At 29.6% G+C, this 16,237-nt stretch carries 18 protein-coding genes; 8 read left to right on the top strand and 10 right to left on the bottom strand.

Annotated features, from left to right (window positions below; all coding sequences use genetic code 11):
* Window positions 1-180: 180 nt before the first annotated feature.
* Window positions 181-387 carry a hypothetical protein gene (locus AJ886_RS07715; protein WP_002870306.1) on the bottom strand — a complete coding sequence of 69 codons (207 nt, stop codon included), beginning with the start codon at window positions 385-387 and terminating at the stop codon, window positions 181-183.
* A gap of 136 nt (window positions 388-523) precedes the next feature.
* Between AJ886_RS07715 and AJ886_RS07710 the strand changes: the two genes are divergently transcribed.
* The 3 genes from AJ886_RS07710 (at window position 524) to AJ886_RS07690 (ending at window position 3,383) form a co-directional block, all read left to right on the top strand.
* Window positions 524-892 (top strand): hypothetical protein, encoded by a 369-nt coding sequence (locus AJ886_RS07710; RefSeq protein ID WP_070243021.1) that lies wholly within the window; start codon window positions 524-526, stop codon window positions 890-892.
* A gap of 1,331 nt (window positions 893-2,223) precedes the next feature.
* Window positions 2,224-2,667, top strand: coding sequence for a hypothetical protein (locus AJ886_RS07700; protein ID WP_070287496.1), 444 nt, complete (start codon window positions 2,224-2,226; stop codon window positions 2,665-2,667).
* Window positions 2,668-2,945: 278 nt separating this feature from the next.
* Window positions 2,946-3,383 (top strand): DUF411 domain-containing protein, encoded by a 438-nt coding sequence (locus AJ886_RS07690; protein ID WP_070287495.1) that lies wholly within the window; start codon window positions 2,946-2,948, stop codon window positions 3,381-3,383.
* 9 nt (window positions 3,384-3,392) lie between these two features.
* Here AJ886_RS07690 and AJ886_RS07685 read toward each other — a convergent pair whose 3' ends face one another.
* The 9 genes from AJ886_RS07685 to AJ886_RS07645 all read right to left on the bottom strand — a co-directional run bounded on the left by AJ886_RS07685 (window position 3,393) and on the right by AJ886_RS07645 (window position 12,047).
* Window positions 3,393-3,896: a TlpA family protein disulfide reductase gene (locus AJ886_RS07685; RefSeq protein ID WP_038814768.1), complete on the bottom strand. Its 504-nt coding sequence runs from the start codon at window positions 3,894-3,896 to the stop codon at window positions 3,393-3,395.
* A complete protein-coding gene (locus AJ886_RS07680; protein WP_002851267.1) occupies window positions 3,857-4,345 on the bottom strand; it encodes a TlpA family protein disulfide reductase in 489 nt (162 codons plus the stop codon). Before AJ886_RS07680 ends, AJ886_RS07685 begins: the two co-directional genes overlap by 40 nt.
* Window positions 4,342-4,995, bottom strand: a complete 654-nt coding sequence (locus tag AJ886_RS07675) for an ABC transporter ATP-binding protein (RefSeq protein WP_002860103.1) — start codon at window positions 4,993-4,995, stop codon at window positions 4,342-4,344. Before AJ886_RS07675 ends, AJ886_RS07680 begins: the two co-directional genes overlap by 4 nt.
* On the bottom strand, window positions 4,992-6,110 hold the full coding sequence (locus AJ886_RS07670; RefSeq protein WP_070287494.1) for an ABC transporter permease: 1,119 nt from the start codon (window positions 6,108-6,110) through the stop codon (window positions 4,992-4,994). The genes AJ886_RS07675 and AJ886_RS07670 overlap by 4 nt, the downstream gene beginning before the upstream one ends.
* Window positions 6,100-7,389 carry an ABC transporter permease gene (locus AJ886_RS07665; RefSeq protein WP_070287493.1) on the bottom strand — a complete coding sequence of 430 codons (1,290 nt, stop codon included), beginning with the start codon at window positions 7,387-7,389 and terminating at the stop codon, window positions 6,100-6,102. Before AJ886_RS07665 ends, AJ886_RS07670 begins: the two co-directional genes overlap by 11 nt.
* On the bottom strand, window positions 7,379-8,782 hold the full coding sequence (locus AJ886_RS07660; protein WP_070287492.1) for a Fe-S-containing protein: 1,404 nt from the start codon (window positions 8,780-8,782) through the stop codon (window positions 7,379-7,381). Before AJ886_RS07660 ends, AJ886_RS07665 begins: the two co-directional genes overlap by 11 nt.
* A gap of 82 nt (window positions 8,783-8,864) precedes the next feature.
* Complete coding sequence (locus tag AJ886_RS07655) at window positions 8,865-9,404, bottom strand: iron transporter (RefSeq protein ID WP_002778842.1); 540 nt, start codon at window positions 9,402-9,404, stop codon at window positions 8,865-8,867.
* On the bottom strand, window positions 9,401-11,494 hold the full coding sequence (locus AJ886_RS07650; protein ID WP_070287491.1) for an FTR1 family protein: 2,094 nt from the start codon (window positions 11,492-11,494) through the stop codon (window positions 9,401-9,403). Before AJ886_RS07650 ends, AJ886_RS07655 begins: the two co-directional genes overlap by 4 nt.
* A 349-nt stretch (window positions 11,495-11,843) precedes the next feature.
* Window positions 11,844-12,047: a hypothetical protein gene (locus tag AJ886_RS07645; RefSeq protein ID WP_070239903.1), complete on the bottom strand. Its 204-nt coding sequence runs from the start codon at window positions 12,045-12,047 to the stop codon at window positions 11,844-11,846.
* Window positions 12,048-12,378: 331 nt separating this feature from the next.
* Between AJ886_RS07645 and AJ886_RS07640 the strand changes: the two genes are divergently transcribed.
* The 5 genes from AJ886_RS07640 (at window position 12,379) to murI (ending at window position 16,232) form a co-directional block, all read left to right on the top strand.
* On the top strand, window positions 12,379-12,561 hold the full coding sequence (locus AJ886_RS07640) for a YjfB family protein (protein WP_002856010.1): 183 nt from the start codon (window positions 12,379-12,381) through the stop codon (window positions 12,559-12,561).
* Between the two features lie 141 nt (window positions 12,562-12,702).
* The gene (gene nhaA / locus AJ886_RS07635) at window positions 12,703-13,851 is read left to right on the top strand and encodes a Na+/H+ antiporter NhaA (RefSeq protein WP_070287490.1); all 1,149 of its coding nucleotides are present in this window, start codon (window positions 12,703-12,705) and stop codon (window positions 13,849-13,851) included.
* A complete protein-coding gene (gene nhaA / locus AJ886_RS07630; protein ID WP_070287489.1) occupies window positions 13,848-15,017 on the top strand; it encodes a Na+/H+ antiporter NhaA in 1,170 nt (389 codons plus the stop codon). The genes nhaA (AJ886_RS07635) and nhaA (AJ886_RS07630) overlap by 4 nt, the downstream gene beginning before the upstream one ends.
* Window positions 15,018-15,025: 8 nt before the next feature.
* On the top strand, window positions 15,026-15,487 hold the full coding sequence (locus AJ886_RS07625) for a C40 family peptidase (RefSeq protein WP_070287488.1): 462 nt from the start codon (window positions 15,026-15,028) through the stop codon (window positions 15,485-15,487).
* A gap of 1 nt (window position 15,488) precedes the next feature.
* Complete coding sequence (gene murI / locus AJ886_RS07620; protein WP_002862287.1) at window positions 15,489-16,232, top strand: glutamate racemase; 744 nt, start codon at window positions 15,489-15,491, stop codon at window positions 16,230-16,232.
* The last annotated feature ends 5 nt before the right edge of the window (window positions 16,233-16,237 follow it).

Below are 16,237 nucleotides of genomic sequence, written 5' to 3'. Positions count from 1 at the left end.
AAAAATAAGCCTTTAAAATGTTTCACGCAATAATTTTTATATCATAGTGGTTTAATTATGAAAATATTTATCAATTTATTTTTATATTTTAATTTAGTATTTTTTATAAAAAGTGGTTGAGGGGGGGGGTGTATCCAATTTTGGATAGTGTCTTCAAATTTGAAGATACCCCATCAAAACTTACAAATCATCTTTTATTAAGTCTTTAATCTTATTGTATTTTTGAGCTTTGATATAGTTTTCAAGCCAAGATTTAACCCAGTTAGGCGTTTTATCGGCTTTAACCCAATTCATCAAAGTAGGATAGGGCAAGTCGCAAAGAGTAGCAAATTCTTTTTTTGATAAGTTGCATTTTTTTAGAATGCTTTCGAAATCATTATTAGTCATAATTAAGCCTTTATATTAATTTAATAGCTATATTGTAGCATATAGCATTAAAATAATACTTTAATACTTGACTTATAGATTAAAACAATATATAATTATGATTTTTAATTATTAAATCAATACAAAAGGATAAAAAATGGAAAAGGTAGATTATTGTAGAATGAGTTGTTTAGATGGCAAAATAAACGCTTTTAAATATCTTTTAGATTTATTTTTAAGTGATTTGGAAGACGAAAACAATGTTAAAACCTGCAACATGTTTGACAATGATACAAGTATAGAGTATGTAAAAGATATGCTTATGGTAATGCTTGATAAAATAAAAGAAATTGTTATCGACCAAGATAATTGTCATCACAATATAGATATGTATGCAAGTGTTTATCATGAAATTATAAAAGATGAGTTAGGTAAAGAATTTACCCCTAAAGAGCTTAAAGAACTGCATAAGAAACAAGAAGAGAGATTATTAAAAGAATTACTTGAAGAGAGTAAAAAGAAATAAAATAAGGTAGTAAGTTAAACTTGCTACCCTTACCTTTAAGGGTAAAAATCTATTTTTAATATTCTAAATTCAAATACAAATAAACCACGCAATAAAATCCTTATAAAGTATATAAAAAAGATGATGTAAATAAAATTTACTCCATATAAAACAAACTTTGAAATATACAAAAATTAATTTAATATTTAAGCTGATATTAAGAAAACCTGAAATGGGAAAGGTGATTATTTTTATGGCTTTTATATAAAATCCCACTTAATAAAGATGAGCTAATTAAAAGTTAGGTCATTAGATTTAATCTACCCACCTAAGTGTTAGGGAACTACTAAACTAAACTTAGGGGCTAATATGTAGATTAAATCTAGGGGTTAAAAGCTACCTAACTTTAACTTATATAGCTTTGTCAAAGTATTTTCAATTAAATAGCTTTTCTTTTAAAGGCTTATAAAATAAAATAAGTTATAATAACTAAATTTTGAACCAGTAAAGGGAAAGCAATGAAAACCATAACAATAAAAGCAAAAGAGCAAGAAATAAACAAGCTTTTAGATATTTTAAAAGAGTTAAATATAAGCTATGAGTTAGAAAGTAATAATTATAAAATACTTTAGTTGAATACGAGAGCGGTAAAAGTTGGCAAGAAACAAAACAAGAACTACATAAAGCTTTAAATGATTATGAAAATGGTAGTGCTAAACTATGCACATTTAAAGAAGTAAAAAGCATAACCGATAAAATAATAAATAGGGCTTAAAAATGAATGTTATTTATGATGATTTATTTTTAAATAGCCTTTGTATTACTTCTTAAGCTTTTGAAAAAATACGTTTAAGTTTCAAGCTAAAAAAGTTTAAAAAAATAAGAAAACTTAAACAAAAAAAGCGTGAAACATTCCATTTAAGCTAAATAAACTTAAATGACTTTAAAAATACCTTAATGTAATTTTTAATAACTCCATAAAATAGGGCTTTAATGATGATACAAATAAAAAAAGTTTGAAAAGTGTAGTTTTCAAATTTGATTTAAGTTTTCAAAGGATATTCTTTAAATTTCTATACAAATAAAAAGGTAACTTAATAAAGGTAACTATTATAAAAATACTATAAAATAGGTATTTATTTTTAGTTATATATTTCAAGCCCTTTCATCCGCACCACTTACTTTTATCATTTTCAAACAAGAGTTGATTTCTCATAAATTTTTATTTCATTTTAAAATTTCTTATGATTGTTAGATAAAATGCAAATTTAATTTAGATAAATTTAAAAATTATCTTGCAAAAGATTTGAAAAATAATTAAAATATACAAAATTCAATTCAAGGAGATTAAAATGAAAAAATTAGGTTTAGCTTTGGCAGCTTTAGTTGCTTTAAATGTGTCAGCATTTGCAGGGGTTATCACTATACATGATTCTAATTTAGTTAAAGTATCAGGAGAAGATGATACCTATGCAAAAATAGCTTTAGATAACGCTAAAGAAGGAATGAAAAATCAATTTAACACTGATAACTTAGAGATTTATGCTATAGAAAGTATCAAAAAAGACGATCCAGAACAATATAATGTTATTCAAAGAGGTCCTTTAAAAGTAATGAAACAAGAAATAGCAAAAGGAAAGACTGTTTATTATAATGAATTCTTAGTTGTAGATAGAAAAACAAATTGGGCTGCTGAATGGGATATTGAATGTGATCATCTTGATAGACCTATAAAATTAAGCAATGGCGTTAATTGTCGTTCTGGTATCTCTTCAAAGCGCTATAATTTCAAATAATATTTGAAAGCTCTATTATTTTAGAGCTTTCACACCATAAAGGTTTTGACTATAAAAAACATAGTATAAAATATATCTAAATTTTAAGCTTTTTAAGTTAAAAATTTCTAGTTTTTTAAATCGTTTTATCTTTTATATCTTTGCTGTAAAGAAAAATTAGCACTAATTAAAAATCTTTTCTTGATTAAATTTTGTAAATTTATTTTTTGGTGTTAAAAATGTGATGATATTAACTTTATAAAAGTATTATTATATATTTTTTACTTAGGATAGCGATTATGAAAAAAACAATTTTAACCATTCTTTTTTTACTCACTCTTACGCAGGCTAAGGAAATACAAGTTTATGAAAGTCCTACTTGTGGCTGTTGTGATTTTTGGGCTGATTATATGAAAGCTAAGGGTTATGAGGTTAGTGTTCATAAAACCAATGATTTTCTTAAAATCAAAGAAAAAATGGGTATAAAAGATGAGTATCAAAGTTGCCATACAGGTGTGATTGAAGGTTATGCTATTGAAGGGCATGTTCCTGAAAGTGCCATAGCATGGTTGCTTGAAAACAAACCTAAAGATGTTATAGGAATTTCAGCTCCTGGCATGCCGCAAGGAAGCCCAGGAATGGAACAAGGTTATAGTGAAAAATATCCTGTAATTTTGATGAAAAAAGATGGAAGCTATGAGCTTTATGGATATTTTATAGGAGATAAAAAGCTTTAAAGTAAATTTTTAGCTTTTTACTTTTTTGATTTCTTTTTCAAGTATGCTATAAGGAGTTAAGCCTATGAATTTTTCATCCATTTTTCCTTCTTTGAAAAAACTAAGCACAGGTACTCCATATATTTCCCCAATGGCACTTGAAAGGTATTTAGCTGCTCTTTTTTCATAAAACATTGCTAAATTAGATAAACCTTTTTCATCAGCCCAAGCTTTTGCATCATTTGCATCATTTGCATCACCTAAAACCACAAAGATACTAAAATCATAATTTTTAGCCAAATTCTGCAAAATAGGAATTTGTTCTTTGCAAACTCCGCAATCTTTTGTGAAAAATACTAAAGCAAAATTTTGTGCTTTATCATTTAGTTTTAGGCTTTTTTCAAAACCATTGTAGGCAAAATTATAGGTTTTATCACTATTTAAAGCTTTAAAATTTTCTCCACTATCACAAGCTACAAAAAATAAAGCTATGATTAAAGCAAAGAAATAAGCTTGGATTCGAAAAATTCCCATGGTTTTTCTCCTAAAATTCTATCTTTTATCATCCCATCTTTAATGATGATGGTAGTAGGGGTTGCAAACACAGCGTAACGATCATTGGTGATTTTAAGATCGTCTTTTAAAACTTTTACATTTTTAAAGTCAAATTGTTCGGCTAAAACCTTAACCACATTGGCATTATCGATGGAATTTATAGCATAAACACTGATTTTATTGGGATGATTTTGTATGAATTCATCTAAAGAAGGGAGTTCTTTTAAGCAAGAAGGGCAGCCATTTTGAAAAAAGACTAAGACTTTTAAACTTGTATTATCATCAGCAAGTTTTACAGCTTTTCCTAAGGTATCTTTAGCTGAAATTTCAGCGCTTTTTTCTCCAACTTTTCCAGTATCTTTTGAATTTTCAAAAGAACAAGCATTGAGCAAAAACAAAATGCTTAAGATTAAAAGACTTTTTTTCATTTTAACACCCCATGTTGTAAGATAAGGGTTCGATCTGCGAATTTGGCTAAATCAGGATTGTGTGTGATTAAAACTATAGTTTTGCCTTCATTTTTTAATTTTTGCAAGGTTTGAAGAACGATTTGTTCATTGGCTTCATCTAAATTTCCTGTGGGTTCATCTGCGAGCAAAAGCTCTGGGTTGTTGATCAAAGCTCTTGCTATACAAACTCTTTGTTGTTCCCCGCCACTTAATTGGCTAGGTAAATGAGTGAGTCTGTGTGAAAGTCCTACTTTTTCAAGAACCATTTTGGCATCTTCTTCATCTACACTTGAGTGATAATACTGAGAGAGCATAACATTTTCTAAGGCGTTAAGATAGGGGATAAGATGAAATTGTTGAAAGACAAGCCCTATTTTTTCACGACGCAAGGTGATTTTTTGCTCTTCATCCATTTGCTCTAGGTTTTCATTGTCTAAGATATACTCTCCAGAGCTTGGAGTATCCATGAGTGATAGTATGTTTAAAAGCGTTGATTTTCCACTTCCTGATGGACCCATGATGGCAAGCCATTCTCCTTCATAGACGCTTAAGTTGATATTGTTTAAGGCTTTAACTTTGCCAAATTCTTTATTTAAATTGTTTATTTTAATAAGTTCTTTTTTCATCATTCACCTTTCAAATTTTCACACACATTGATTTTTAATGCTCTTTTTATAGGAAAAAATGCAGCCAAAAAGGCAAAAATCAAAGAAATGATTAAGGCTATAAAAACAGCTATAAATCTAAAATCAATACTAGAATTAAAAATCAAATAACCAAAGACATTGGCTAAAAATATCCCACAAAAAGCTCCGATTAAACTAGCAAAAAAACTTACTATAAAGCATTCACTAGCAAAAAGTTTAAAAATTTCACTTTTTTTCGCACCCAAGGCTAAACGCAGTGTGATCTCTTTTTTGCGAGAAAATATAATAGAGCTTAAAGTTGTATTAACGCTAGTAGTGACTATGATCAATACTACAAGTATGATTAAAAACATTAAAGCTTTGATTTTTCCAAGTACTAAACCTTCGCTTAAGGATACTGAAGATATAGGTTTTGCATCGATGAATTCATTGTTGATTGCTTGTGTTTTGGCTTTAACTTCATCAAAATTTCCATAAACTACAGCATTAGCATAGTTAATACCGGCTCTATCGCTTAAATTTTGCACCACGCTTAAAGGGGCTAAAACAATGCTATCAAATTCATCATTGCTTGAAAGTATGCCTTTTATGGTAAGTTTTATGCTTTTTCCATTGTTTGGATTGTAAATTTGAAGTTCATTGCCTGTTTTTAGGCCTAGTTGCTTGGCTAAATTAACCCCTAAAAAGGCTGAATTTTCATCAAAATCATTTAGAGAAAAGCTTCCTTCTTTAACTTCTAAAAAAGGTTTAGTGATTTTTAAAGCCCTAAAATCAGTGCCTAAAACCACTCCGCTTGTACTACCTAAATTTAAAAAATCATACAAAAAAGGAGTTAAAGCTCTAGCCTTTAAATTTTCTTTTATTTTTTCATACTCAGCATTGGAGATAAAATTTTCATCCTGCTTCGGGCTTATCATTACATTTGCTCCATAAGCTTTTAATTCTTTAGAAAGTTTGGTATCAATATCAAAATAAATATTTAAAAAAGCTGAGCAAGTAAGTGCTCCTATAAAAACACTTAAAACTATAATAAAAAGTCTTTGATAAGAAAAGCTAATGCTTTTAAAAAGCTCATTAAGGAAAAACTTATCTACCATAAAGCACTCCTGCAGCTGAAAGTTGTGTGATATTTTTGATAGGAAGCAAGCAACCTAGTAAGGCAATAAGTCCTGCAAAAATAAAGCTTAAAGGTAAAGCTACAAAGGCTATATCAATAAAATATCCAAAAATGCTAAGGCTGATGATTTGAGAAAGTGCTGTGCCAAAAATAAATCCAAATAAAGCAGCAAATAAAGCTACGATTAAATTTTCACTAGCAAAGATGAGATAAATTTGAAAAGTATTAGCACCAAGCACTTTTAAAAGTCCTATTTCTTTTTTTCTACGATGAATTTCAGAACTCATCAGGCTTGAAATCGCAATACTTGCAACAATAAGACAAATAATGCAAGTAATGCCCATTAAGGATTGGATCTTTTTAACCACCAAGCTTTGAGCATCGCTTATAGCATTTAGAGCTTTTGCATCAGCACCTGGTAAGCCATCGCTAATTTGACTAGCGATTGAGCCTACATAAGCTGAGCAATACCATTTGTCATATTCCAACTGATCTAATTTTTCTTCGCCCATGCGACGCACTTTTTCAGAAAGGGCTGATTCAGGTATGGTAAAAGCTCTTACTTCTGCACTTGAGTAAAGCCCTTGTTTGTTGAGTAAATCTTGAGCTAAATTTAAAGGAGTGATGATTTTATTTGACATTTTAGGATTGGCATGAAGTAAAATGCCTACAATTTTTGCTTCTTTGCTTTGATTGTTTTCTCCTATGAGTTTGATAGTATCTCCTAGTTTTAGTTTATTGTTTTTAGCAAAGTCTTCACCTAGCATGATTTCATTGCTATCATCTTTTGCCCATTCTCCTTGCACTGCTAAATAAGGATAAAGACTTTTTATACCTGTGATAAAATCATCATCATCTTTAATTTTTATGGCTTTTTGAAAATAAGTGCCATAAATAAGTGCTTTTTGCTGGGAGTTTTCAATTGCGATTTTACCCTCTAAAAAAGGAGCAAGTGCGGTGATGTTGTTACGCCAATAAATGTCTTTAATCATATATAAATTTTTTTCTTCTAGGTAGTTTTTGTTTTTTAAGGGTTCATAAAGTTCATTACCTATTTCTATACTAAGACTTGAGCCTTTGGGTAAAACAAGGATATTAGAGCCATAGCTTTTGAGTTGTTTAGTTACTTCATCGCCTATACTTAGGGTAATATTTAGCATAGTAGAGAGCAAAAGCGTGGCTAAAAAACAAGTAAGAAAGGCTAAAAATTTTTGAATTTTGTTTTTAAATATAGAGTTAAAAATCATTTTAGCCAACATCGTTTCTCCTTTGGATTAAAAATTGGGCTTCGTTTTCTTCTACATATTTTGTAGGATCTTTTTTAAATTCTTCATAGTTGTTTTGATTTGAAAAATAATAAGTAATCCCTTTATAACTATAAGAAAAAGGAGCTTGGGTGTTTATAACCTTTGTTTTTGATACAGGATCTTGCACTTCAATTTCTTTGATTTGACTAAAATAATTAGATCCTGCTATTACATCTTTAACATCTATGGTGATTTTTTTACCATCGTATTCGTATTTGAGTGGGATAGGATTGCAACCCCCGCTTTTGCCTACACTAGGCAAGAAAATACGCACATTGCAAGAAATGCAAATGAGTTGTCCATCTTTTTTGATATAGCCCATATCTCCACAAATCATACAAGCATCAAAAACAGCTACAGGAGAATCCTTATCTTCTCTTTTGTTGATAAGAAAAAACCTTATCACTTTGCCTTCAGCACTGATATAAGCAAAGCGGTGGAGTTTGTTATCCCTTAAAAGAGCTATATCAAAGATAAATTTGCCATTCTTATCGGGTAAAATTTCTTTAGGCTCATCTATGGTTAAAGGCTTAGAGCTTACCATAAAAAAGTATAAAACAATGCAAAAACTTATAACACAGGAGATAAAAACACTGGAAAAATAGCGATTAATAAGACTTGTTTTAGCTTCATTTTTGCGATAATTTATATCTAAAATTTGTTTTTTGCTTATATTTTTTTTGCGAATTTTTAAGCTTAAGAATGCTAAAAAAGTGATGAAAATTAAATAAACATAAATTCCAAAAACACCAAAATAATTACTTTTTCCTACAAAACTCACCAAAAAAGTATGAGTTTCTATGATGGAATTTCGCATTAAAGTAAGCAAGATATTGGCTAGAGCTTTATCGCTTTCTATAAGGATAAGCAGTAAAAACAGCATAAAGCTTGTTTTTTGATTAAAATTTTTTTGCCATTTTAAAAAGAAGAAAATCAAAATACAAACAAGCAAGGCTAAAGCAATAAAACCTAAAGAACTTATACCTTCGCTATCGATTAAAGAGCTAGTAAAAATAGGGAAATCTTGACTTAAAAAATAATAATGCAAAGCGGTGCAAAAACTTAAAATTCCCAATAAAATAAAATTTAAAATTTCAATTTTTTTCCAAAAATAAAATATAAAGCTTACTAGCAATAAACCTATAAAAACAAAATCAAAATTAAAGATTAAATTTTCAGTTTTTAAAAATTGTGCTGCGATAAAAAAAGCAAAATATCCAAATAAAAAGCCCAAAAAAACTACTAAAAAACTTTTAAAAATATATTTTTTATCAGGAGTGATAAAGGCCATTAAAATACTTAGCGGTAAAACACTGATAAGAAAATGCACAAAATATATACTCATAATTTACTCTTTAAACATTGTTATTTTAATTTTTCAAATAAAAATAAAAATATTTAAACACTCGGAAAATCCGAGTGTAAAATCATTTTGGCGTGCCTGTGTATTTGAATTTATAATCTACTTTAAAAGGTTCAAACCACTTACCCACGCCTGTTTCTTCATCAACATGGCGTCCAAAACCTTGTTTTTCTGGATTTGAGATATAAAAAGTAAGTTCATAATTTCCTACGCCAAAGCCACCTTTTTTATCTTTTTCCATAGCGATATTTGCACCATAGTGAGGACCATCATCAGCCACCATAGGCATCAAAGTTCCGCGTTTAATCGCACCTGTGTCGGTATTTTTAAGTTCATAGGCTATGGTTAAATAAGGCATCCAAAAACCTTCTGGAAAACCATTTGGATTGTTTTTAAGTGCGTGAATATCAGCTTCTAGGTGAATATCTGCTAAAGACGCAGCTAAATCAATACCTCTTGGTTCCATTTCAATAGGTTGTAAATAAACAGCGGCTATTTCCATACCATTAAGTTCTTTTGGATCACCGATTGGCACTTCGCCTGCAAATAAATTTGTACTAATAACCGCAGCTGCAGCAACTACTGATAAAACTTTTTTTATCATGATTTTACTCCTTTTTTTGAAATTTGTTTTGTTATTAAAATGCCAATAATTAGCATGATCAAAACTATAAATTGAGGGATTAAGGTTTCATAGTAAGGATAAATTCCAAGCCATAAAATCGGTTCAAAATTCATAGGTATAAGACTAGGAATGATGACTTTTCCTTCTATGAGTTCAGCTATGCCTTTGCCTGTAAAAACAAAAACCATGTAAAAAATAATGTAAGAAGTGATATAGAAAAATTGTTTTACAGGTATGCGAATGGCTCCTGCTTTTAAAAGAAAATATAAAACAATAAGTATTAAAATTCCAAGTCCAAGCCCACCAAAAACAGCACTAAAATCAGTGCTTGTTTTAGCATCAAAAAGCAAGGCTTGATAAAAAAGCACAGTTTCTGCACCTTCTCTATAAACAGCTAAAAATACGGTGATCCAAAGGGTTTTTGCACTATTGTTTGATATAGCATCTATAGCACCTTGTTTGATAAAGCTTGTCCATTTTTTATTTTGTGCGTTTGAAAGTAGCCAAAAGCCCACATAAAAGAGTAGTAATACGGCTATAAGCATGGTAATACCCTCTATAAGCTCTCTACTTTGTCCTGCATTTTCTTTGAATAGCCAAGAAACTCCAAAAGCGGTAATAAAACTTAAAATCACTCCTGTAAAAAGAGCACTATAGGCGATATTTAGACGATTTTTGTTACCACTTTGCACAAGATAAGAAACAATGGCTACAACGATAATCAAAGCTTCCAAGCCTTCACGCAAAATAATGCCTAAAGCCCATATAAACAACGAATAAGGAGTAGAATCTTGAATTTTATCTACACTGTTTGCTATGAGTTGTTCTAAGTCATTAAAAGTAGCTTCAAGCTCTTTTTTATCTGCACTTGCTTTAATCAGTGCTACGCCTTTGGAAAATAAACTTTCTATTTTAAGTTTTAAGCCGCTATCTACAGCACCGATTTTATTTTCCATACCGCTTGCTTCAAAAGTATCTAGATAAATTCCTTGCAAATCATCTACTATAGAAGCGCTAAAGCCATCATAATTTTTCAAAATTCCATCTAAGGCAAGTTTGATATCATTAGAAACTTTGGCATAATCTTTGCCTTTTGTTTCATCATTAAAGCCTGAAATTTGCAAACTTGAAAGTTCTGAATTTGGAATTTGTAAGAAAACATCAAAAATTTGTTCTTCTATGTTATCTAAGCCATTTCTTAAGTCTTTTTCATCTATTTTTGCATCGTTGATTTGGCGTATAAGGGTGCGTATGGCTTGTTGAATTTTTTGATCGTTTCCTGCTTTGGTAAATTTATTTACTAAAATTTCTACTTTGGTATTGCGATAATCACTAAATAAGGCATCATTTAAAAAATCTTTACTAGTTTGGTAGTTTTTTTCTTTAAAAGCATTAGCTGCCTGTGAAAATTTGGTAGAGATATTATCTAGTATAAATTGCAATCTTACGTCCATTGCAGCAGCAGCTTGTAAATCAGCGCTTGCATTATCATCTGTAAGTTTGCTCGCATCGTTGTTTGTAGGTGTATTAGGAGTTTGAGTGTCTAAAGAACTTTGTGCTAAATCTTTTTTATCCACGCCCATCATTTGTGCGATTAAAGCTTCTGCATCAGCTTCGCGTTTGGCATTGGCTTCTAGGCTTGATTTTTCAGCTTTAGCCTTATCATAGTTTGTATCGCTTGCTTCTGCTTTTAAACGATATCCATTTTGTAAGATTGGGGCTACTTCATCAAGATCATAATAAAGACTATCAATTAAAGCATTAATTTGTGTTAAAGGAGCTTCATCTTTATACATGCGACGCAAATTTACAAATTTACGCTCCATGGTGATGGCTTTTCTTCCTATGTTTCTTCCTATAGGGCCTTCCATATTTTCAAAATGTTGAAAATACGCATCTTCGCTAAGCTTTTTAGCACCTAGATTATCCCCCTTTTTATAAGTTTCTATGCTTTGTTTTAGCATATCTTTGATAAGATTTGCTTCATTAATATAATCATCTACTCTAGCAAAAGCTGAGCTTGATAAAAAAATACTTATAATTAAAAATATAATTTTAAAAATTTTCATTATCATTACCCTTGGTTTTTGATAAAAATAATATTTATTATCAAAATAAATAATGGCTAGTATAATATTAAAAATCTTAAATAGAACTAAAAAATAAGCTTTTGTATCGATAATATTTTTTATTAATTATATTTAAGATATATTTTAATAAATTTTTAAATATATCTTATTTTTGTGATTTAATATGGGTTGTTTTTAAGTATCGCAAGATTTTCTTCTAAACTATCCACTTTGGGATATTGTTTTTGTATTTTTAATTTTTCCTTTTTTAGTGTTTTAAAAGCTTAATAAAAATCAAAAAATCATTTATTGTGTATTCTTCAAGGAGATGGTTATAGCATATTTTAGATTAAGTAGATATATCCAAAAGTTTATCTTTTTTGTTGGTATCTGTGTTTATAGAATTGCTATTGTCTTTATTTGCTTCTTCTTTCTCAGCTTTAGCTTCTACTTTTTCTTTTTTTTCTTGAAATTTTAAAGTTGAAGTTATATTAATTCTTTTACTTTCAAAATTTGTATCTACTATTCCCCTACAAGGTGTATTAAGTAACATTAGCAAACTCCTATATAATTGCAATAGCTTTTTAAGTTGTAATTTTTGATTATATTATAAATCGTATAAATAAGATAAAACTTAAATTTATTGAAGTAAAATTTTTATCTATTTCATTTGCTTCTAAAAGTATCAACCATTTATATTTTGCTTATTGTTTCATAGTGTAAAAATTTTTAAAATAGGATTTTATCTTAAAAAATTTATGATTTTTAATTTCAGATATTGGTTTCCTTGAAAAATTTTAAAAAGTTTAGTAAAAAATATTAAGTTTTAAAAATATCATCCGATTTAAATAAAGTCTTAAGACTCAATCTAAAAGGAGGATGATATGGTTTCAGATGTTTCTATGGGTAATGCTAATTTAATGACTGCTGTTAATACTTCAGTTTTGAAAAAATCTATGGACACAAACGAGGCATTGATGAATGAACTCATCGAAGGTATGGAAGGTGTCTCTCAAGCCTCCGCTCCACAAGTTTCTAGCTCTAGTGGTTTGGATATTTACGCTTAAATATCTTAAGAACAAGCTTAAGAACTTGTTGGTATCTTGAGCTTGTTTTTTTAAATAATTATTTCTTTAGTATTTTTTCGTTATAATTTTGCCATTTTATTTATCGTATTAAATTTTTATAATATTTATTTAGGAGCAAGGATGCAAATGATAAAGAAGATGGTTTTAAGTGAAACTTTCCCTGGTATTTTGCTTATATTTTTTACATTTTTAGCCTTATTATGTAAAAATTCTTCTTTAAGTGTTATTTATACAGATTTTTTTCATGCTAATTTTACAGTAGGATTTGATCATTTTCAAATTTCAAAGTCGTTGGATTTATGGATAAATGATGGTTTGATAGCTATATTTTTTCTATGTATAGGACTTGAGTTAAAATATGAAATTTTACGCGGACAGCTTAAAAATATAAGAGCTGTATCTTTACCTATATTTGGAGCTTTGGGGGGTATGATTACTCCTGCTTTAATTTTTGCTGCTATTAATTATTCTCATGATTTTGCTATGAAAGGTTGGGCAATACCTACAGCAACCGATATAGCTTTTGCAGTGGGTATTTTGATGCTTTTAGGAAATAAAATTTCTACAAGTTTAAAGCTTTTTTTACTTTCTTTAGCTATTTTTGATGATTTGGGCGCTATTGTTATTATTGCTTTATTTTATACAGATCAGCTTTCAGCTTTGGCGATTATTATTTGTTTGTTTTGTATATTTGCTCTACTTTTGTTAAACTATTATCACATCACCCATCTTTCTTTGTATGTGTTAGTAGGTGTTGTATTGTGGATAGCTATGCTTAAAAGTGGAGTGCATGCGACTTTGGCTGGTGTGATTATTTCTTTATTTATACCGCTTGATACAAAAAATAAAAAACCTTATTTGCATGAAGTTCTTAAGGATTTAAATCCTTGGGTGGTTTATTTTATCTTGCCTTTATTTGCTTTTGCCAATGCTGGAATTGATATCAGAGATATGCATCTTGGTTCGGTATTTTCACCTGTAAGCCTTGGAATTATTCTAGGATTATTTTTAGGAAAGCAACTAGGTGTTTTTACTTTTTGTTTTATTGCTATCAAACTTAAGCTTGCAAAACTACCTGAAAATATTAAATATGGAAAATTTTATGGTATATGTATTTTAACAGGCATTGGTTTTACGATGAGTTTGTTTATTGATGGTTTGGCTTATAAAAATAGTGATATTTTTGAACATGCGGATAAACTTGCTATTTTAATAGCTAGTTTTTTAAGTGCCATTGTTGGTTTTATTTATCTTAAGATTGTTAAATGAATAATATAGTACATAAATTAAAAACTTTAGTTTTAAATGAGGCTTTTGGTGGTGTTTTACTTATAGTTTGTACTTTGCTTGCTTTGCTTGTGCAAAATGGATCTTTTAGCGAACATTATCGAGAATTTCTAAATTTAAAAGTCGGATTTAGTGTAGGTGAATTTGAGCTTAATAAACCTTTTTTGCTTTGGATAAATGATGGGCTTATATCTATATTTTTCTTTGCTATAGGGCTTGAGCTTAAGAAGGAATTTTTGCATGGGGATTTTAAAAATCCTAAAAATATTGTTTTACCTTTTATGGCTGCTTTAGGGGGTATACTTATACCAGCAATGTTGTTTGCTTTGGTGAATATAGGAGATGCTTATACCTTAAAAGGTTGGGCTATACCTACAGCTACAGATACAGCGTTTGCCTTAGCGATTTTAATGATGTGTGGTAAGCATATTCCATCAAGTTTAAAAATTTTCTTACTTTCTTTGGCTATTTTTGATGATGTGGGTGCTATTTTAATTATAGCTATTTTTTATACGACAAAATTATCAATAGTTGCTTTTGTCGTTGCAGGAATTGCTATTTTGGTAATGCTTGTTTTAAATATTTTAGGAATAACAAGAAAGTCTTTTTATTTTATTTGTTCAGTTATTCTTTGGATTAGTGTTTTAAAAAGTGGTGTGCATGCAACTTTGGCTGGAATCATAACAGCATTTTTTATACCGATGCAAACTAAAAATGGAGAAGCATTTTTAGAAGAAATCTATGAAAGTCTAAAATTTTGGATTGCTTTTATTATTTTACCTTTATTTGCTTTTGCTAACGCTGGGGTAAATTTATCCAATATCGACATAGGAGCAATTTTTTCAGGTGTAAGTATAGGTATTTTCTTGGGGCTTTTTGTAGGTAAACAAGTGGGTGTATTTTTGTTTTCTTATTTGGCAATCCGCTTTAAATTTGCAGCCTTGCCCCAAGGTTCAAATTTGAAACAACTTTATGGGGTTTGTATACTTACAGGTATCGGTTTTACAATGAGTTTGTTTATCGATGGCTTGGCGTATGAAGTCAGTGATATTTTTAATTATGCAGATAATTTAGCTATTCTCATAGCTTCATTTTGTTCTGGGATTTGGGGTTTTATTTATCTTAAATTCTTTGCTGCTCGATCTTAAGGGGACTGATGAGGCATATTTTTTTCATCATCACGATTGTATTCTTTATAAGTGGATGTAGTTTTTATCAGAATTTAAACTATACTCGTCCGATTTATAATACAAATAAAGAAACAAAACTTAAGACTATAGCAAATGAATGGAAAAAAACTCCTTATGTTTTAGGTGGAACTACTAAAAAAGGTGCTGATTGTTCAGGATTTACACAGAGTGTATTAGCTCAGCTTAATATACGCATACCTCGCACTACAAAAACTCAATTAGGTTCTGGGAGAAAAGTTTCTAAATCAAAATTGCAAACAGGAGATTTGGTATTTTTTAAGACAGGTAGAGGGCCAAATGGTATGCATGTTGGTATTTATACGAGCAAGGGAAAATTTATACATTTATCTAGTAAAGGTGGAGTAAAAGAAGTCGAGTTAAATAGTTCTTATTGGAAGGCTCGTTATATAGGAGCAAGAAGGTATTAAAGTGAAAATAGGTGTATTTGATAGCGGAGTAGGGGGGCTTAGTGTTTTAAAATCTCTTTATGAAGCTAGACTGTTTGATGAAATTATCTATTATGGAGATACCGCAAGAGTTCCTTATGGGGTGAAAGATAAAGATACTATTATAAAGTTCTGTCTTGAAGCATTGGAATTTTTTGAACAATTCCAAATTGATATGCTTATCATTGCATGTAATACTGCTAGTGCTTATGCTTTAGATGCTTTAAAAGCAAAAGCACATTTTCCAGTATATGGTGTAATTGATGCAGGGGTTGAAGCAACGATAAAAGCTTTACATGATAAAAATAAAGAAATTTTAGTCATTGCAACAAAAGCAACCATTAAATCAGAAGAATACCAAAAGCGTTTATTATTTCAAGGATATACAAATATAAATGCTTTAGCTACAGGGCTTTTTGTGCCTATGGTTGAAGAAGGTATTTTTGAAGGAGATTTTTTGCAAAGTGCTATGGAGTATTATTTTAAAAATATCACAACTCCAGATGCTTTGATACTCGCTTGCACTCATTTCCCTTTACTAGGTCGTTCTTTAAGTAAGTATTTTGGCGATAAAACAAAATTAATTCATTCAGGAGATGCTATAGTTGAATTTCTTAAAGAAAGAGAAAATATAGATTTGAAAAATCATAAAGCAAGATTGCATTTTTATGCTTCAAGCGATGTTGAATCTTTAAAAAATACTGCTAAAATTTGGCTAAATTTATAAGGAAA

Source organism: Campylobacter sp. BCW_6465 (assembly GCF_001762815.1).
GTDB classification, from domain to species: Bacteria; Campylobacterota; Campylobacteria; order Campylobacterales; family Campylobacteraceae; genus Campylobacter_D; species Campylobacter_D jejuni.
Note: the sequence above shows the minus strand (reverse complement) of the source record. Positions and strands in the feature narration are given on the sequence as shown.